At 71.8% G+C, this 18,405-nt stretch carries 19 protein-coding genes; 12 read left to right on the forward strand and 7 right to left on the reverse strand.

Features of this window, described 5'->3' with window-relative positions:
• Together KBA23_RS10910 and KBA23_RS10915 are read right to left on the reverse strand one after the other, a co-directional pair.
• Positions 1-874 (reverse strand): acetyl-CoA C-acyltransferase (locus tag KBA23_RS10910; RefSeq protein WP_290740667.1); only part of this gene is annotated, 874 nt, incomplete at its 3' end.
• A 65-nt stretch (positions 875-939) separates the two neighbouring features.
• Complete coding sequence (locus KBA23_RS10915; protein WP_290740670.1) at positions 940-1,926, reverse strand: GlxA family transcriptional regulator; 987 nt, start codon at positions 1,924-1,926, stop codon at positions 940-942.
• Positions 1,927-2,084: 158 nt separating this feature from the next.
• Here KBA23_RS10915 and KBA23_RS10920 point away from each other — a divergent pair, with 158 nt between their 5' ends.
• Together KBA23_RS10920 and serB are read left to right on the forward strand one after the other, a co-directional pair.
• A complete protein-coding gene (locus KBA23_RS10920; protein ID WP_290740673.1) occupies positions 2,085-3,458 on the forward strand; it encodes a class II 3-deoxy-7-phosphoheptulonate synthase in 1,374 nt (457 codons plus the stop codon).
• A 7-nt stretch (positions 3,459-3,465) separates the two neighbouring features.
• Entirely contained in the window at positions 3,466-4,329 is an 864-nt protein-coding gene (gene serB, locus KBA23_RS10925) for a phosphoserine phosphatase SerB (RefSeq protein WP_290740676.1), read from the forward strand.
• Between the two features lie 13 nt (positions 4,330-4,342).
• On the opposite strand, the gene KBA23_RS10930 is transcribed toward serB, so the two are convergent.
• The 5 genes from KBA23_RS10930 to gcvT all read right to left on the reverse strand — a co-directional run bounded on the left by KBA23_RS10930 (position 4,343) and on the right by gcvT (position 8,677).
• Positions 4,343-4,879, reverse strand: coding sequence for an SRPBCC family protein (locus tag KBA23_RS10930; protein WP_290740679.1), 537 nt, complete (start codon positions 4,877-4,879; stop codon positions 4,343-4,345).
• Entirely contained in the window at positions 4,872-5,255 is a 384-nt protein-coding gene (locus tag KBA23_RS10935) for a metalloregulator ArsR/SmtB family transcription factor (RefSeq protein WP_290740681.1), read from the reverse strand. The genes KBA23_RS10930 and KBA23_RS10935 overlap by 8 nt, the downstream gene beginning before the upstream one ends.
• A gap of 94 nt (positions 5,256-5,349) precedes the next feature.
• Positions 5,350-6,807 (reverse strand): APC family permease, encoded by a 1,458-nt coding sequence (locus KBA23_RS10940; protein WP_290740684.1) that lies wholly within the window; start codon positions 6,805-6,807, stop codon positions 5,350-5,352.
• A gap of 373 nt (positions 6,808-7,180) precedes the next feature.
• Positions 7,181-7,540 (reverse strand): glycine cleavage system protein GcvH, encoded by a 360-nt coding sequence (gene gcvH / locus KBA23_RS10945; protein WP_290740717.1) that lies wholly within the window; start codon positions 7,538-7,540, stop codon positions 7,181-7,183.
• A 12-nt stretch (positions 7,541-7,552) separates the two neighbouring features.
• Positions 7,553-8,677, reverse strand: a complete 1,125-nt coding sequence (gene gcvT / locus KBA23_RS10950; RefSeq protein WP_290740687.1) for a glycine cleavage system aminomethyltransferase GcvT — start codon at positions 8,675-8,677, stop codon at positions 7,553-7,555.
• Between the two features lie 186 nt (positions 8,678-8,863).
• On the opposite strand from gcvT, the gene KBA23_RS10955 reads away from it, so the two are divergent.
• The 10 genes from KBA23_RS10955 to KBA23_RS11000 all read left to right on the forward strand — a co-directional run.
• Positions 8,864-9,856 carry a hypothetical protein gene (locus KBA23_RS10955; protein ID WP_290740689.1) on the forward strand — a complete coding sequence of 331 codons (993 nt, stop codon included), beginning with the start codon at positions 8,864-8,866 and terminating at the stop codon, positions 9,854-9,856.
• Between the two features lie 367 nt (positions 9,857-10,223).
• Positions 10,224-10,634, forward strand: a complete 411-nt coding sequence (locus tag KBA23_RS10960) for a TadE/TadG family type IV pilus assembly protein (protein ID WP_290740692.1) — start codon at positions 10,224-10,226, stop codon at positions 10,632-10,634.
• Positions 10,631-11,683 carry a pilus assembly protein TadG-related protein gene (locus KBA23_RS10965; RefSeq protein ID WP_290740695.1) on the forward strand — a complete coding sequence of 351 codons (1,053 nt, stop codon included), beginning with the start codon at positions 10,631-10,633 and terminating at the stop codon, positions 11,681-11,683. The genes KBA23_RS10960 and KBA23_RS10965 overlap by 4 nt, the downstream gene beginning before the upstream one ends.
• A gap of 110 nt (positions 11,684-11,793) precedes the next feature.
• Positions 11,794-12,588, forward strand: coding sequence for a lytic transglycosylase domain-containing protein (locus KBA23_RS10970; RefSeq protein WP_290740699.1), 795 nt, complete (start codon positions 11,794-11,796; stop codon positions 12,586-12,588).
• Between the two features lie 197 nt (positions 12,589-12,785).
• A complete protein-coding gene (locus KBA23_RS10975) occupies positions 12,786-12,998 on the forward strand; it encodes a Flp family type IVb pilin (protein WP_290740700.1) in 213 nt (70 codons plus the stop codon).
• 47 nt (positions 12,999-13,045) lie between these two features.
• Positions 13,046-13,996: a Flp pilus assembly protein CpaB gene (gene cpaB / locus KBA23_RS10980; RefSeq protein WP_290740703.1), complete on the forward strand. Its 951-nt coding sequence runs from the start codon at positions 13,046-13,048 to the stop codon at positions 13,994-13,996.
• A 39-nt stretch (positions 13,997-14,035) separates the two neighbouring features.
• The gene (locus tag KBA23_RS10985) at positions 14,036-15,403 is read left to right on the forward strand and encodes a type II and III secretion system protein family protein (protein WP_290740706.1); all 1,368 of its coding nucleotides are present in this window, start codon (positions 14,036-14,038) and stop codon (positions 15,401-15,403) included.
• Entirely contained in the window at positions 15,400-16,047 is a 648-nt protein-coding gene (locus tag KBA23_RS10990) for a CpaD family pilus assembly lipoprotein (RefSeq protein ID WP_290740709.1), read from the forward strand. Before KBA23_RS10985 ends, KBA23_RS10990 begins: the two co-directional genes overlap by 4 nt.
• A gap of 4 nt (positions 16,048-16,051) precedes the next feature.
• Positions 16,052-17,257 (forward strand): AAA family ATPase, encoded by a 1,206-nt coding sequence (locus KBA23_RS10995; protein WP_290740712.1) that lies wholly within the window; start codon positions 16,052-16,054, stop codon positions 17,255-17,257.
• A gap of 6 nt (positions 17,258-17,263) precedes the next feature.
• Positions 17,264-18,405 (forward strand): ATPase, T2SS/T4P/T4SS family (locus KBA23_RS11000; protein ID WP_290740714.1); only part of this gene is annotated, 1,142 nt, incomplete at its 3' end.

An 18,405-nucleotide genomic window follows, 5' to 3' on the forward strand; every position in this document is an offset into this window, starting at 1 on the left:
CCGTCGGGAAGCGGCCCGGCTCCTGGGCGTGGCTCGCGTGGCCGAGGAGGCGGGCGCGGATCGGGTGGCCCCCGGCGCGCGCGTCCGCCTCGCGCATCAGCACGAGCGCCGCGGCGCCGTCGGAGATCGAGGAGGAGTTCGCAGGCGTCACCGTGCCGTCCTTGCGGAAGGCGGGCTTCAGCGTCGGGATCTTCTCCGGCCGCGCCGTCAGCGGCTGCTCGTCCTCGGCGACCACCGCCTCGCCCTTGCGGCCCGCCACCGTCACCGGGGCGATCTCGGCCCCGAAGGCGCCGCTCTCCTGCGCCGCGCGCGCCCGCGCCAGCGAGGCGAGGGCGTAGTCGTCCTGGGCCGCCCGGCCGAACTGGAACTCGGTGGCGCAGTCCTCGGCGAAGGTCCCCATCAGCCGGCCGCGGTCATAGGCGTCCTCGAGCCCGTCGAGGAACATGTGGTCCATCGCGCTCGCGTGCCCGAGCCGGGCCCCGCCGCGCATCTTCGGCAGGAGGTAGGGGGCGTTCGTCATGCTCTCCATGCCGCCCGCCGCCACGACCCGCGCGACGCCGGCGGCGAGCGCGTCATGCGCCATCGCCGCGGCCTTCATCCCCGAGCCGCACATCTTGTTGAGCGTGGTCGCCGGAACCTCCTTCGGCAGGCCGGCCTTGAACCCCGCCTGCCGCGCCGGGGCCTGTCCCTGGCCAGCGGGCAGCACGCAGCCCATCAGGAGATCGTCGACCTCCGACGCCGCCACGCCGGCGCGCCCGAGCGCCGCCGCGATGGCGGCGCCGCCGAGATCCGCCGCCGAGGCTTCGGCGAGCGCGCCCTGGAAGCCGCCCATCGGCGTGCGCGCCGCCCCGACAATGACGATGCTCTCGACCATGTCTTTCCCCTGCGCGTCCGCAGCATCATCTAACCTCTCCTTCCCGGCAGCGTCCAGTTGGGCGTTCAGGCCCCGGACTGCGGCGCGGGCTCGCCCGTGCCACGTTCCCGGTAGGGCGTGGTCTGGTAGAGCGCCCGGTAGCACTTGGAGAAATGCGACGGCGAGGCGAAGCCGCAGGCGAGCGCCACGGTGATGACGCTCATGTCCGTCTGAAGGAGGAGGTTGCGCGCCTTCTGGAGGCGCAGCTCCATGTAGTACCGCTTCGGCGAGCGGTTGAGGTAGCGCCGGAACAGCCGCTCCAGCTGTCGCGCCGACATGCCGACCCCCTCGGCGAGTTGCGCCGGCGGGATCGGCTCCTCGATGTTCGCCTCCATCTTCTGGATGATCGCCGCGAGCTTGGGATGCCGCACGCCGATCCGGGTCGGGATCGACAGGCGCTGCACGTCGCGATCGGAGCGCACGCCGGTGTGGATCATCTGGTCGGCGACGAGCGCGGCGATCTCCGGGCCGTGGCGGCGCGAGATCAGGTGGAGCATCAGGTCGGCCGAGGCGGTTCCGCCCGCGGCGGTGTAGCGGTTCGCGTCGATGACGTAGACGGTTTGCGTCAGCTCGATGTCGGGAAAATCCTCCTCGAAGCCGTCGCGGTTCTCCCAGTGGATCGTGCAGCGGCGCCCGTCCAGCAGGCCGGCCCGGGCGAGCGCATGGGCGCCGGTGCAGACCGCGCCGACCGCGACGCCGCGTCGGCTCTCGCGGCGCAGCCAGGTCAGGACCGGCCGCGTCACCGCCGTCTTGATCCCGGTGCCGCCGCACACGATCACCGTGGCGTCGCGGCCGATCTCGACAAGGCCGGCGTCGGCGACCACCGGCACGCCGCTGGAGGAGGCGACGGGCGCGCCGGTCTCGCTGACCACGCGCCATTCGTAGAGCGGCCGGCCGGCGATGCGGTTGGCGAGCCGGAGCGGCTCGATGGCGCAGGCGAAGGCGATCAGCGTGAACCGGTCGAGAAGCAGGAAGACGAACTTCTCCGGCGGGGCCTCTGCGGCTGCGGGCATTCGCTGGCGCGCCTTTCGCTAGGGTGACGTGCGGATCTAAGGTGGGGCGGAGCGGGGCGGCAAGGGGCTTGCCCTGATTGCCCGTGTTGCGGCTGGCGCCGGCGGCCCCGGCGCCCTATATGCGGCCGACTTCATTCTTCACCGGGGGAGGCGTCGCGATGGGCGCGGAGTGGACCAAGAGCGACTGGCGCGCGAAGCCGCGGGTGCAGATGCCCGACTACCCGGACGCGACCGCGGTGAAGGGAGTCGAGGCCCGTCTCGCCGCCTATCCGCCCCTGGTCTTCGCCGGCGAGGCGCGCAAGCTCCGGCGCGCGCTCGCCGATGCGGCCGAGGGGCGCGCCTTCGTGCTCCAGGGCGGCGATTGCGCCGAGAGCTTCGCCGAGTTCACCGCCGACAACATCCGCGACACCTTCAAGGTGATGTTGCAGATGGCCGTCGTGCTCACCTTCGGCGCCAAGGTCCCGGTGGTGAAGATCGGCCGCATGGCGGGCCAGTTCGCCAAGCCGCGCTCGGCCCCGACCGAGGTTCTGGACGGGGTCGAGCTGCCGTCCTACCGCGGCGACATCATCAACGACTTCGCCTTCACCGCCGAGGCGCGCGTGCCCGACCCGGCGCGGATGCTGCAGGCCTATACCCAGGCGGCGGCCTCGCTGAACCTCCTGCGCGCCTTCAGCCAGGGCGGTTACGCCGACATCACGCGGGTGCATTCCTGGACGCTCGACTCCACGGCCGGGCAGCAGGGCTACGAGCAGTACCACAAGCTCGCCAATCGCATCTCGGACGCGCTCGAGTTCATGCAGGCGGCCGGCGTCAACGCCGAAACCGCCGACACGCTGCACCGGGTCGACTTCTACACCAGCCACGAGGCGCTGCTTCTCGAATACGAAGAGGCGCTCTGCCGCATCGATTCGACGACCGGCCTGCCGGTGGCGGGCTCGGGGCACCTGCTCTGGATCGGCGACCGCACCCGCCAGCCGGACGGGGCGCACGTGGAGTTCCTGCGCGGCGTGCAGAACCCGATCGGCCTGAAATGCGGCCCGAGCCTGACCGAGAGCGACCTGCTGCGCCTCGTCGAGCGGCTGAACCCGAAGAACGAGCCGGGCCGGCTCACGCTCATCACCCGTTTCGGCGCGGGGGCGGTCGGCGAGCACCTGCCGCGGCTCGTCCGCGCCATCGAGCGCGAAGGCGCAAAGGTGCTCTGGGTTTGCGACCCGATGCACGGCAACACCATCAAGTCGGCCTCGGGCTACAAGACCCGGCCGTTCGATCGGGTGCTGCGCGAGGTGCGCGAGTTCTTCGCCGTCCACGAGGCCGAGGGGACGATCCCGGGCGGCGTGCATTTCGAGATGACCGGGCAGGACGTGACCGAGTGCACCGGCGGCGTTCGGGCGGTGACCGACGAGAACCTCGCCGATCGCTACCATACGGCCTGCGATCCTCGGCTCAACGCCACGCAGTCGCTGGAACTCGCTTTCCTTGTGGCCGAGGCGCTCGACCAGCGTCGGCAGGCCGCCCGCCGCGCCGCGGTCTGAGGGCCGCTTGCGCGTCCTGGTGCTGACCGCTGCGGCGGGCGTCGCCGCGGAGGAGGCGGCGCGCGTCGCCGCCGCCATGCAGGCGGCGGGCATGGCGCCCGGGGCGCCGCGGCGGCTGGCGGCCTCGGCGGTCGAGATCGGCTTCGCCGGCGCGGGAGATCCGCGGGGGTTCGCCTCCGGCGCGGTCGACGCCAACGTCGTCGCCGCCGAGGGCCGGCGCAAGCGGCTGCTGATCGCCGACATGGACTCGACGGTCATCGGGGTCGAGTGCATCGACGAACTCGCCGACTTCGCCGGGGTGAAGCCGCAGGTCGCGGCGATCACCGAGGCGGCGATGCGGGGCGAGCTCGACTTCGAGGGCGCGCTCCGCGCCCGGGTGGCGCTGCTCGAAGGCCTGCCGGAGAGCGTGCTCGGCGACTGCTACGAGGCCCGCGTCCGGCTCAATCCCGGCGCGCGGACGCTGGTCCGCACCATGGGCGCGCTCGGCGCGGATACGGCGCTGGTCTCGGGCGGCTTCGACTACTTCAGCGCGCGCGTCGCCGAGGCGGCGGGCTTCGCGATGAACCAGGCGAACCACCTCAACGTCGCGGCGGGCCGGCTCGCCGGCACGGTCGCCGAACCGATCCTCGGCCGCGCCGCCAAACGCGCGGCGCTCGCCGGGATCTCCGCGCGCGGCGGCTATGCCGAGGCGGACGTCGTGGCCGTCGGCGACGGGGCGAACGACCTCGACATGATCGTGGCCGCGGGGCTCGGGGTCGCATACCGCGCCAGGCCGGCGCTGGCCGAGGCGGCCGACGCCCGGCTCGACCGCTCTGACCTGACCGCGATCCTCGCCCTCCAGGGCATCCCGGAGGGCGAGTGGCGGGAATAGGCGTCCCGGCGCTTCAAGCGGGCATCCGCCGCTCGTAGTCGCGCCGGAGCACGACCCAGGCATCCCAGAACGGATCTGGCTCGATCCCGGCCAGCCGGGCGGCCATGACGTCGAGATGGGCGTGCCAGCCGGAGCTGACGTCGAGGAGCGCGCCGCGGTCGGTCACGCGCCGGTGGACGAGGGTCAGCAGCGTCCGGCCGCCGCTCCGCGGTTCGATCTCGAAGCTGACCTCGCCGGTCTGCCCGAAGCGGAATGCAAGCCGGCGCGGCGGGTCGCACGCGATCATCTCGCAGGACATGCGGTGCTCGGGGCCGAACCCGTCGGGTCGGGCGCCCGGCGGGTCGGTCAGCTCATCGTTGCGCCAGGTAAGCTCGAAGCTCGCGCCCGGCGTCTCGGGCATGACGCCGGCGGCGAGCCAGCGGCGGCGCAGGTCGCTGTCGGCGAGATACGACCAGACCTTCTCCACCGGCGCCGGGAGCAGGCGCTGGATGGTCAGCGTGTCGGGTGCGGTCAGGGCGCCATAGGCCTCGATCGGGGTGAGTTCAGTCATCGGACTTCTCTCCTTGCGGTTGCGGCGGGGCAGGGTGGTCGTCCTTCTTCGTCTCCTCGCGGAGCAGGCGGTCGAGGATGTCGAGGCGCTCGGTCCAGAAGCGCTCGTAGAATCCGAGCCAGTCATGCGCGGCCGCGAGCGGCTCCGGGGCAAGGCGACAGACATGGGTGCGCCAGCGCACCTCGCGCCGGATCAGGCCGGCGGCTTCGAGCACCTTGATGTGCTTGGAGGCCGCGGCGAGCGACATCGCCGCCGGCTCGGCGAGCTCGGTCACGCTGCGTTCGCCGCCGGCGAGGTCGCGGAGCATCCGTCGCCGCGTGGGGTCGCCGAGGGCGTGGAAGACGGCGTCGAGGGGGGAGGCGATTGATTCAACCATGTGGCTGAATGTGCCTCGGCGGGCGCATTCAGTCAACCGATTCGTTTAACGATAGACGGCCCGCCCCGGGTCGGCTCGGGGCGGGGGTCGGGGCTCAGTTGGTCGGGCCGCTGCCGTGGTGCTCGGCGAGTTCCTCCGGGTGTTGCAGACCGCCGGCGGCGCGGTGGCGGACCATGCGGTTCCACGCATAGGTCAGCGCCCAGAGCACGACGCCGAGGCCGAGAAGCCAGCCGGCGATGCGGTACTGCGGCATCTGCGCGGCACTGCGCGCCCAGGGACCGGCGAGATAGGCGCAGGAGATCGCGCCGATCCAGGGCAGCGCCGAGAGGGTGCGGAAGTGTTCGTGGCCGACGGGCGGCCGGCGGCGCAGCACGATCAGCGCGACGTTGACGATGGTGAAGACGCCGAGGAGGAGCAGCGCGGTGGTGCCCCCGAGCAGGGCGACCGCCTGGGCCTTGCCGTTCGTCACCACGACGTAGATCAGCCCGAAGGCGATCGCGGTGGTGAAGAGGATCGCCACCCAGGGCGTGCGGCGGGTCGGGTGGACGAGGCCGAGCGCGTGCGGCAGCACGCCCTGGTTGGCGAGGCCGTAGAGCAGCCGTGAGGCCATCAGCATGTTGATGAGAGCGGAGTTCGCCACGGCGAACATGCCGATGAAGGGGAAGATCCGGTCGAAGGGCAGGCCCGGCGCCCCGGCGCGCACCACCTGGGTGAGCGCCGATCCCTTCTCCGGGTCGGTCAGGTCGCCGACCGGGACGAGCGCGACGGCGCAGATCGAGACGAGGACGTAGATCGTCCCGGTGATGCCGAGGCCGATGATCATCACGCGGGGGAAGTCGCGCACCGGGTTGGTGCATTCCTCGGCCATGTTGACCGAGTCCTCGAAGCCCACCATGGCGAAAAAGGCGAGCGAGGTCGCCGCCGTCAGCGCCATGAAGGCGGATTTCTCCTCGGACGAGCGGAAGATCATCACCTCGGAGAAGTCGGCCCGGCCCTCGGACATCGCCCAGAAGCCGATGAGGATGATCATCAGAAGGCCGGAGAGTTCGACGCAGGTCAGCACCACGTTCGCCTTCACGCTCTCGCCGACGCCGCGGAAGTTGATCGCGGCGACGAGCGCCATGAAGGCGAGCGCGAGGACGAGGATGCCGGTAGAGCCCGCCGCGAAGCCGAGGCCGAAGCCGTCGGAGACGAAGCCCGCGAAGGCGTTCGAGGCGGTCGAGGCCGAGGTGATGCCGGAGCACATCACGGTGAAGGCGATCAGGAAGGTGAGGAAGTGCAGGCCGAAGGCGCGGTGGGCGTAGAGTGCTGCCCCGGCGGCCTGGGGGTAGCGGGTGACGAGCTCGAGGTAGGAGAAGGCGGTGATCGAGGCGACGAGGAAGGCCACGAGGAAGGGCGCCCAGGCGGCGCCGCCGACCTCGCCCGCGACGGTTCCGGTCAGCGCGTAGACGCCGGTGCCGAGGATGTCGCCGACGATGAAGAGGAGGAGGAGCTTGGGCCCCATCACGCGGTGGAGTTCGGGCTGGCCCGACGTTGCTGCGGCCTGCGTCATGGGGCTCCTCCTCGGGTTGACGATTTCGTGACGCTGCGCGCGGAGGTCGCGGCCGTCAAGCGCGAAGGCGGGGATGGAGAGAAACGGTCGCCCTTGGCCTCCGCCGAATTCGGCGGTCGACGTCTCGAGCACGGATCGCGTCCTTCAGACCGCTCCGCGCGCCGAGGTTCTCAGCAGCTGCCGCGGCCGAACACGATGCCGCGGCGCGCGGTGCGAGGCGCCGGTCGCCGGGCTGCTCATACCGGCGGGCTCATGAAACGACTCGCGGACCTTTTTGACCTTTAACACTTTTATCGTGTGTATTCAGGTGGTTACCATGCTATCACGCGTGATAGCCCGTGTTGCGCCGGGTGGCCGGGTAGACTCGCCGGTATCAGGCGACGTATTCCCGGTACGCCGCCTCGTCCATCAGCTCGTCGAGTTCGGACGGGTCGTTGAGCGTCATCCTGAAGAACCAGCCGTCCTCCATCGGATCCTCGTTGACCTTGCCGGGATTCTCCACGATCGCCGAATTGACCTCGGTGATCGTCCCGTCGAGCGGCGCGGCGATGTCGGAGGCGGCCTTGACGCTCTCGATCGTCACGATCTCGTCGCCCCGGGCGACCGTCGCGCCCTCCGCGGGCAGCTCGATGAAGACGATGTCGCCGAGCTGCCCGGCGGCGTGCTCGGTGATGCCGACGACCACCTCGTCGCCGTCGACCCTCAGCCACTCGTGCTCCTCGGTGTATCGCAGCATCGCAGCTCCTCAGCGCTTGTATCCGGGCCGCACCAGCGGACCGCGGGCCACCTTTACAGGCTGCATCCTTCCGCGCAACAGCCCGAAGACCGGCGTATCGGGGGCTGCGAGCGCGGTTGGCACATAGCCCATCGCGACCGGCGCCCCGAGCGTCGGGCCGAAGCCGCCGGAGGTGATCCGCCCGACCGCCGGCCCGTCCTGCGCGGCGTGAATCTCCACGCCCTCACGCATCGGGGCCCGCCCCTCCGGCAGCAGCATCACCCGGCGGCGCGGCGCGCCTGCCGCCAGCTGGCCGAGGACGACGTCGGCCCCGGGAAAGCCGCCCGCCCGCGCGCCGCCGGTCCGGCGCGCCGGCTGGATCGCCCATTCCAGCGCCGCCTCGACCGGGGTCGTCGTCGCGTCGATGTCGTGGCCGTAGAGGCAGAGCCCCGCCTCGAGCCGGAGCGAGTCGCGCGCCCCGAGCCCGATCGGCAGCACGTCGGCGTCATTGAGGAGGGCGGCGGCCACGTCCGCCACGTGCTCGTTCGCGAGCGAGATCTCGTAGCCGTCCTCGCCGGTGTAGCCCGAGCGCGAGACGATCGCCGGCACGCCGCCGACGTCGAGCGACCGCACGTCCATGAACCGCATCCCCGCCACGTCGGGGGCAATGCGCGCCAGCGCCGCCTCGGCCTTCGGCCCTTGCAGCGCGACCAGCGCCCGGTCGAGCGGCTCGACCTCGCAGATCTCGCCGAGGTCCGCTTGCAGATGCGCGAGATCGGCCGTCTTGCAGGCGGCGTTGACGACGAGAAGCAGATGGTCGCCCCGGTTCGCCACCATCAGGTCGTCGAGGATGCCGCCGTCGGGCGCGGTGAAGAGCGCATAGCGCTGCCGCCCCGGCGCGAGGCCGGCGACGTCGACGGGCACGAGCGTCTCCAGGGCTGCGGCCGCGTCGGCGACCGCGCCCGAGCGCGGCCGCAGGACGATCTGGCCCATGTGGCTGACGTCGAAGAGCCCGGCGGCGCCGCGCACGTGCAGGTGCTCCTGAAGGATGCCGGCGGGATAGTTGATCGGCAACTCGTAGCCGGCGAACGGCGCCATCTTCGCGCCAAGCGAGACGTGCAGCGCATGCAGGGGCGTGGTCTGGAGATCGGGCATTGTGGCTCCCTCCGCAGCGGGGTGCGCGAGCATAGGCCGCAGGGTCGCGCCGCCACAAGCGTCGCCGGCGCGCCGCCGTGGGTGCGAGCGGCGCGGGCTTCGCGTCACGGCGCCGTCACGCCGGCGCCACGGGCGGTTAACTAGGATCGGCTAGCAACGCAGGCGAAGGCGGTTTCAGGCGGGCCAATGGCGATCATCGGCGTCACGGCGGGGCAGGGCGGGCTGACGACGGCCGACGGCCGGCCGCTCGACGCCGCCCTCGCGCCGGCGCTCGCCGCCCTCGCGCCGAGGGCGCCCGTCGTCGTTCTCGTCCACGGCTACAAGTTCAGCCCCGAGCGCGCCGCTGACGACCCGCACTGCACCCTCTACGCCGCCCGGCCGGCGGAAGGCTCGTGGAAGGAGCCGAGCTGGCCCGTTGGCCTCGGCTTCGACCCCGACGACGCCGAGGCCGGGCTCTGCCTCGGCTTCGGCTGGGACGCCGTCGAGCCGCACCTCGCGAGCTTGCTCGCCACCGGGCGGTCGGGCTTCGCGCGGGTCTACGACCGGGCCGGCGAGACCGGCCTCCGGTTCGCGGATCTCCTGCGCCGGCTCGCCGTGCTCGCGCCGGAGCGCACGGTGGACGTGCTCGCGCATTCGCTCGGCGCGCGCGTGGCGCTGGCGGCGCTCCCCCATGTCGAGGTCGCGCCGGGGCGGATGCTGCTCCTCGGCGCGGCCGAGTTCGGCGCCCGGGCGCGCGAGGCGCTGGCGGCCTGCCGCGCGCCGCGCAAGCCCGCCGTCTACAACGTGACGTCGCGCGCCAACGACGCCTACGACCTCGCCTTCGAAACCTTCGCGCCGCGGCGCAACTGGGGCGAGCGGGCGCTCGGGCTCGGCCTGCGGACGCCGCCGCCGTGCTGGCTCGATCTTCAGCTCGACCGGGCCGACGTGACCGACTGGATCAACGCCCAGGGCGTGGCGCTGCGCCCGGCGGAGGCGCGGCTCTGCCACTGGAGCTTCTACACCCGGCCCGGCGCCTTCGAGGTCTACCAGGCGATCCTGCGCCGCCGCCCCGGCTGGGACCTCGGCTCGCTGCGCGCCTCGCTCGCCTTCGCGACCCAGGAGCCGCGCTGGAGCCGCTTCGCGCCGCGCGGACCGGTGGCGCAGCGCTTCGGCGTCGGCCGCGGCCTCGGCCGCGCCTGATCGGGGCCGTCGCGCCCATTGGTCGACGCGGGCCCGGGGGGAGCGCCGTCCTCGGGGCCCCCCCTAAAAGGGGGGTCCCGCTCGGACGGCGCTGACGGTCGGCCGCCTTTGCGGCCTCCCTGGCGGAGCGGCCGCAGGGCGGCCGCGAGTCCTTTGCTGCTCCCCGCCCTTTGGCGGGGAGGCGCCTGCTCGATAGGGTTTCTGCCAGTATGAATGCCTGAAGGGGGATTGCAGCGGCGGCGCGGCCTGCGCCGAAGCGTGGTGGGACAGGGTCGCGTTGTGTGTAAGTCTTTTCAAATCCGTGCATTAACCCGATGTTCTCGCCTTTTGCCGCAAGACTGCCCGTCGTGAACTTGCGGGGGTCGCGATGCTCGGGAGAATTGTCGCCTGTCGGCGGGGAGCGGTCAGCGTCGAGGCGGCGCTGCTGATGCCGGCGCTCATCCTGCTCGTGATTGGCGCGATGGAATTCGGTCTGCTGATCTTCACCTACAGCGCGATGCAGACGGCGACGCGGGAGGCGGCGCGCGAGCTCGCTGTCAACTTCGCGACCGCCGGATCGGTCGCGGGCGCCGTCCGCGCCCGCCTGCCGCAATGGAGCCAGGCGGCGGCGACAGTGGAGGTGAGCCAGTCCGCCCCGGGCAACGCCGCCGCGAACGTCATCACCGTGCGCGTCGACATGCGGGCCGACGAGGCGACGCCGGTGCGCATCTTCACCCGCCTCGCCGACGAGTGGGGTCTGCGCACCGAGGTGGTGATGAAGCAGGAGCTGCCGCTGTGACCCGGCTCCGCGACCTGATCGGGGACGACCGCGGCGCGGTGGCGGTCGCCGTCGCCCTGCTGATGCCGGTGCTGATCGGGATCGGCGCCTTCGCCGTCGACGTCAGCCACACGCGGCTGGTGAAGAACCGCCTGCAATCGGCCGCCGACGCCGCCGCGCTGGCCGGGGTGCAGCTTCTCGGCGACCAGGCGGCGGCGCGGACGCGCGCGGTCGCCTATGCCGCCGCCAACGTGCCGCCGGGCTTCGGCGCCGTGACCGCGGCGGCCGACGTCGACTTTGGCTCCTTCGACCCGGCGGAGCGCGTCTTCACGCCGTCGAGCACCGACGTCAACGCCATCCGCGTCGTCGCCCGCCGCGACGCCGAACGCGGCAACGCCGCCCCGCGCTTCCTCGCGGCGATCTTCGGTGACGAGGCGATCGCGGTCGGCGCCAGCGCCGTCGCGGCGCGCACGATCACCACCACCTACGGCCCGCCGGAACTCTTCGACCTCGCGCCCGAGGCGTCCGATTACAACGAGGTCTACGCCTACTGCTACAACTACGCCGGGACCGGCTCGAAGTCGTCGCGGCGGACGAAGATGACGCTGGTCGCGCGAAACATCACCCCGGCCGTCGCCTTCACCTGGCCCGACTGCCCCAAGGGTCAGTCGCTGAGCTTCCGCCTGCGCAACGTCCGGGACGCCCGCAACGACGCCAGGCTTGGCAAGCCGCTGAAGGGCAAGGAGTACAACCATTACTCCGACACCGTGATCGAGGACAGCCGCGAGGTCTTCGACTTCGCCGGCCGCAAGATCCTCGAGACCGTGCGCTGCGACACGCTCGCCGAGTGCAAGCCGAAGAACGCGGGCGGCGCCTTGCCCTACGGAAAGGACCGCGAGCCGAATCGCGAGGACCGGCCCTGCGTGCCGGGCAAGTTCATGTATTTCGGCTGGGAGGACCGGCCGCCCGGGCTCGGGTGGACCGACCAGGACTACGACGACATCGTCTTCGTCATGCGCTGCCCCACCGGTCTCTCCGTCGCCTACGGGGCGTCGCGGCTGGTGCGCTGAGCCTGCCATGCTCGCTCCACGACGGATTCCCAAGCCCGCGGACCTCGCGTAACGTCTCGGTAACGCCGGCCGGCTAGAGCACGGCGAGACCCGAGGCGCGAGGCACCAGTATGGGGCGTTGGGCAGGCCTTTTCCTCCTGATCGCGGGCGCCCTGCCGGGCGCGGCGCTGGCTGACGCAGCGGCCGAGCGCGGCGCCGCGCTCTGCGAACGCGCGATCGTCGACGGCGCCCGCCGGGGCGGCGTGCCTGCCGACGTGCTGCACGCCGTCGCGCTGACCGAGACCGGCCGGATGGTCGGGGGCAAGCTCCGCCCCTGGCCCTGGGCGATCAACCGCGAGGGCGAGGGGCACTGGTTCGCCACGCGCGACGAGGCGCTGGCCTTCGCCCGCGCCAGCGTCGCCGCCGGACGGCGCAGCTTCGACGTCGGCTGTTTCCAGATCAACTACAACTGGCACGGTCACGCCTTCGAATCGCTCGAGGCGATGTTCGACCAGGAGGTCGCCGGCACCTACGCGGCGCAGTTCCTGCGCAGCCTGCATCACGAGCTCGGCGACTGGTCGCGGGCGGCAGGGGCCTACCACTCGCGCACGCCCGAGTTCGCCGAGCGCTACCGCGCCCGCTTCGACCGGCTCCATGCCGGGATCGCCGGGACGCCGCTCGTCGTCGCCGCCGTCGACCCGGAGGTGGCGGCGGCCGAGCCGGCGACGCCGCGCAGGAGCCGCACCCGCACCGGGGCGAAGCCGAAGGTCATCAACCTCGGCGGCGGCCCGCGGCTCTCGGACATCAACGCCGCGCGCGTCGCGAGCATCCGGGTCGAGCGCGGCCGCACGCCCCCCGCGAAGGTCGTCGAGGCGGAGACGACGGACGCCGACGTCACCGTCTCGGCCCGCAACGAGCCGCTCTGAGCGCCGCCGCCGCGAAATTCCGCGTTCCGGCCGGCGTCGGCGGATGGCGTTAACTGCCGGTAAATCTTTTCGGATATTTATCGAGACAGTTCCCGGAAAACTCTCAGTATTGATGAGTTGACTGGTGAAACAGGACAAGTAATGTCTGGGCGTGCGATCGCCGCACGCAGTTCGGTCGTGTAACGAGGAGTAGGGACGTGACCAAGTTCATCGAGTTCGCCAGGCGCCTTCGCAAGGACGACGACGGCGCCACCGCCATCGAATACGGCCTGCTCGCCGCGCTGATCGCCGTGGGGATTATCTCCGCCGTCGGCATCCTGGGCGACAACCTCCGGGACGCCTTCGACGAGGTCAATCAAGAGCTGGTGGACGGTGGCTCGCCCGGGGCCGTAGGCAGCGCCGAAGAGTGATCCGGGCCGCGACCGCAGTCCTGCGTCAACGCGAAAGCTGACCCGCCGTGCGCATCGTCATCCTCCTTGCCGCGGGCCTGATCGCCGCCGGCGGCGCCGGGCTCTATCTCTATCGCGGGATGGAGCCGGCGCCCGTCGAGGCGGCGGTCGAGCCGCCGAAGCGGGCCGAGGTCTACGTCGCGGCGGTCGATCTCGCCCGCGGCGCCATCCTCAAGCCCGAGCATCTCGGGCAGATGCCGCTCGACGACGCGGCGGTGACGCCGGAGATGGCGCCGGCCGGGCCGGAGGGGGACGCGGCGCTGCTCGGCGCCGTGGCGCTGCAACCCCTGCCCAAGGGCGTGCCGATCGCGCGGTCCTCGGTGGTGCAGCCGGGCGACCGCGGCTTCCTCGCCGCGGTGCTGCCGCAGGGCAAGCGGGCGATCTCGATCCCGATCAGCGAGGTCGCCGGGGTCTCGGGCCTCGTGCTGCCGGGCGACCGGGTCGACATCATCCTGACCTATTCGCTCGCGGGCGAGACGATCGACGCCGGCCGCGACGTCCGCGCCAGCGAGACGGTGCTCGGGAACATCCGCGTCCTCGCGCTCGACCAGCGGCTCGGCCAGGCCGCCCCGGAGGAGAACGCGCTCGCCGAGGCGCCGCCGATCGCGCGGACCGCGACGTTGCAGGTGACGCCGCACGAGGCCGAGCGGATCACGCTCGCGACCTCGCTCGGCGATCTCTCCATGGTGCTGAACTCGGTCCATGACGGGGGCGACGAGGCCGAGGGCGCGGCCGCCGCCGCGGCCGACCTGCCCCGGCGGATGACGCTCGACAGCGAGGTGACGACGCTGCTGAACCGCGAGGCGCCGCAGGAGAGCGGCGCGCCGCTCGCCGACCGGACGCTGCGCATCCAGATCGTGCGCGGCGCGACCGCCGGCGCGATCGAGATCGGACCGGAGGTGGTCGCCTCAGCGGAGCCGATCACCGGAGATCCGGCCGGAGAATCGCCGGCCGAGTAAGACGACGCAGAAGGCCCGCAGGAAGAATCCGGAGGGACCATGACGACGCGGAAACGCCCGAGCCTCGCCGCCGCCATCGCCGCGGCCCTGATCCTGCAACCGATGGTTGCGGCCGCCCCCGGCAGCGCCTTCGAGGTCATCGAGCCGCAGGAAGAGCGCGAGATCGCGATGACCGTCGGCTCCGGCCAGCTCGTCAAGGTCGACAGCGAGTTCTCGTCGCTCTTCGTCGCCAACCCGGAGGTCGCGGACGTCGAGGTGAAAAGCCCGCGGATGCTCTATCTGACCGGCGTCGGCGTCGGCGAGACGACGATCTTCGCGGTGGACGAGCTCGACAACGTGCTGATGTCGGCGCGGGTGCAGGTGACGCACAACACCGACGCGCTCAACGAGGGGATCGCGCGGGTGGCGCCGGGGCAGTCGGTCTCGGCGACGAGCGTCGACCAGTCGCTCGTTCTTTCGGGCACGGTCGCCTCGCCGGAGCAGGCAGCCAACATCGTCGAGGTGGCGAACCAGTTCGTCGACGAGCCCTCGCGGGTGGTGAACCGGCTCGCCGTCGCCGCGCCGACGCAGGTGAACCTCGCCGTGCGCATCGCCGAGGTGAGCCGGCGCGTCGACCGCCAGCTCGGCATCCAGTGGAACGAGCTCAGCTACAGCTCGGGCGGCGGGCAGGAGCAGATCCGCTTCTCGGGCGGGCAGGGCGTGCCGGGCGGGTTCTCGACGCAGATCCTGCGGGTGGGCCAGCTCAACATCGACGTGGTTCTCCAGGCGCTGGCGCAGGAGGGGCTGGTGTCGATCCTCGCCGAGCCGAACCTGACGGCGCGCTCGGGCGAGAGCGCGAGCTTCCTTGCCGGCGGCGAGTATCCCTATACCGTCGCGCAGGACCTCGGGACCAACACGATCGAGTTCAAGGACTTCGGCATCGGCCTGAACTTCACCCCCACCGTGCTCGACGGCGGGCGGATCAGCCTGACCATCGCCACCGAGGTGAGCGACCTCGACTTCTCGAACGGCACCAGCGTGCCCTCGATCGTCACCCGGCGCGCCGACACCACGGTCGACCTCGGCAGCGGTCAGACCTTCGCCATCGCCGGGCTGATGCAGAACCGCTCGTCGCAGGACGTCAGCAAGATGCCCGGTCTCGGCTCGGTGCCGGTGGTCGGCGCGCTCTTCCGCTCGAACGGCTTCACGCGGGGCCAGACCGAGCTCGTGATCCTCGTCACGCCGGTGATCGTCTCGCCGACGACCGGCAAGCGGCTGCGCACGCCGGTCGACGCCTACGTGCCGCCGAACGACTTCGAGCGCATCGTGCTCGGCCGCTTCCAGGGCAACCCCAACGCCGTCTCGCAGGCGCAGTCCCGCCTCGGCTCGCGCCGGTTGAACGGCGCGAACGGGTTCACCTTCAAATGAGCGCGCCCCGGACCAGAGCCCTCGCGCTCGCCGGCGCCGTCGCCGCGCTCGCCGGCTGCGTGGCGCAGCCGATCGGGACCTTCGACCCGGCGACGATCACGTCGGAGGCGGCGCAGGCCCAGCGGGATCTCTGGTTCCGCCCGGGCACGGCCGCCTTCCTGCCGGGCCAGACCGCGGAGGCGAACGCGCTGCTCCGGAGTCTGCTCCTGCGCCCCGAAGATGACGTGGTGCTGACCTTCGGCTCCACCGGCTCGGACGTGCTCGACGCCCGCCGCGTGGCGGCGGCCCGCTCGGCGCTCGCCACCGCCCCGGCGCGGCTGCGCATCGTCGGGCCGCTCGGCTTCGCCCGCGCCCCCGACCGGCCGGACGTCGTGCTCCTCCAGGTCCTGCGCTACGACCGCGCCCTCGTCACCTGCCCCGGCCTCGGCCGGACGCAGGAGCCCGCCTCCTTCCTGTCGGACATTCCGCCCATGGGTTGCGCCAACACCGTGAACCTCGCCGTCCAGACCGACCAGTTGCGCGACCTGACGGCGCCGCGTCGCCTCGAGGGATCGGGCGCCGTGGTCGGCGTCGCCGCCGTGGACCGCTATCGCCGCGGCGAGGTCAAGATCGACCCGCTCGAAACCGTCTCGTCGGGGGACTGACGCCGTGGCCGCCCCCGCCGTCGCGCTCAAGCTCTTCGACGCCGAGGATCAGGACCGCGATCCCTTCGGCGCCTATCTCTCGGACGACGCGGCCACGGCCGCGGCGCAGGCGGTCGCCGCCCAGCGGGGATGGTCGGCCGGCTCGATCCGCAAGGGCGGGCTGCCGACCGCGCTCCGCCTCCTCGGCGTCGCGCCCCCGCCGCGTTTTCTCATCCTCGACGTCGAGAACATGCCGATCGAGGAGGTCGAGGCCGGCCTGACCGAGATCGCCCGGCTCGGCACGGCGATCATAGCACTCGGCGCCGTCAACGACGTCAACCACTTCCGCCGCATGATCCGCGCCGGGGCCCGCGACTACATCGTCAAGCCGGTCGACGCCGACACGCTCGGCGAGGCGCTGGTCCGCTTCGAGCAGCCCGGCGACGCCACGAACCCGGCGGGCCGGCTCGTCGGCTTCATCGGCGCGCGCGGCGGGGTGGGCGCGACCACCATCGCGATCAACGCCGCCTGGATCATGGCCGAGAAGCTGTCGCGCCGCACCGCGCTCGTCGACATGGACCTCTACGCCGGCAACATCGCGCTCGCCCTCGACATCGAGCCGACCCGCGGCCTGCGCGAGGCCTTCGACGACCCCGAGCGGGTCGACGAGGTCTTCCTCCAGAACGCCATGGCGAAGTTCGGCAAGAGCCTGCACGTGCTCGCCACCGAGGAGGACTTCGACGACGCCGTCCGCATGACCGACGACAAGGTGCTGATGCTCGCCGACACGATGCGGGCGAACTTCGACATGACGATCCTCGACGTGCCCCGCCACTTCGTCATGCGCGAGCCCCAGCTCTTCACCCGCTTCGACGAGCTGGTGATCGTCGGCGAACTGACGCTCCAGTCGCTGCGCGACTGCAACCGCCTGACGAAGCTGCTCCAGGCGCGCAACCGCCAGATGAAGATCCAGATCGTCGCCAACCAGGCGCCCTCCCGGCCGGACGTCTCGGTCAAGGAGTTCGAGACTGGCATCGACGGCAAGCTCCGCTGCGTGTTTCCCCACGATCCCAAGACCTTCGCCGCGGCCGGGATCAAGGGCAGGGCGCTCGCCGGCCACAAGCCGAAGCACCGCATCATCGCCGAGCTGCACCGCTTCTGCATCGAGCTCGCCGGCGTGCCCGAGGAGCCGAAGCAGGGCTTCTTCCGCCGTCTCGGCGGCCGGAGGTAATCCGCGATGGAGGACGGATTCGAGCCCCCGCACGCCGCCCGCCGCGACCTCGCCGCGCTCCGTTCCGCGGCGCTCGCGCGGCTGCGCGACCAGACCGGCCTCGCCGGCGCGAGCCCGCTGGCGCTCGCCGAACGGGCGAACGACGTGGTCGAGGATCTCGTCGCCGCCGCCGCCGACAAGCCCACCCTCGCCGAGCAGCGCCAGCTCCTGCGCGAGCTGATGGCCGATCTGCGCTCGGCGCAGGCGAGCGCCGACCGCGACGCCCCCGTTTCCGCGGGCGCCGCCGCCCCGGCACCGGCCGCCCACGACCCGCTCGCCGAGATCGCGGTGAAATCCACGCCCGAGACCCGCAACAAGCGCGAGCTTCAGGTCAAGGCCCAGGTCATGCCGATGCTGATGCAGCGGATCGACATCTCCGTCGCCTCCGCCCTCGGCCCGGACGAGCTGCGCGCCCAGATCGCCGAGATCGTCGAGCAGATCATCCTCGACCTGCGCATCCAGCTGAACGCCTCCGAGTTGCGCTCGATCGTCCGCCTCCTCGTCGACGACATGGTGGGCCTCGGTCCGCTCGAGCCGCTCCTCGCCGACGAGACCGTCACCGACATCATGGTCAACGGCCCGGGCCAGGTCTACGTCGAGCGCCGCGGCAAGCTCGACCTGACCGACGTGGTGTTCCGCGACGACGCCCACGTTATCCACGTCGCGACCCGGATCGTCACCGAGGTCGGCCGTCGCGTCGACGAATCCACCCCGCTCGTGGACGCCCGCCTCAAGGACGGCTCGCGCGTCAACATCATCATCCCGCCGCTCGCCATCGACGGCCCGACCATCGCCATCCGCAAGTTCTCCACGAAGGAGATCACCCTCGACGTGATGGCGCGGCAGTCGAACCTGTCGCCGGACATGGCCACGGTCCTGAAGATCGCCGGCCGCGCGCGGCTCAACATCCTGATCTCGGGCGGCACCGGCTCGGGCAAGACCACGCTCCTCAACGCCATGAGCCGCATGATCGACCACGGCGAGCGCACCGTGACCATCGAGGACGCGGCCGAGCTTCAGCTCCAGCAGCCCCACGTCGTGAGGCTGGAGACCCGCCCCGCCAACATCGAGGGTGAGGGCGAGATCACCATCCGCCACCTGCTCAAGAA

The sequence above is a fragment of the Amaricoccus sp. genome (genome assembly GCF_017995835.1).
GTDB lineage: Bacteria > Pseudomonadota > Alphaproteobacteria > Rhodobacterales > Rhodobacteraceae > Amaricoccus.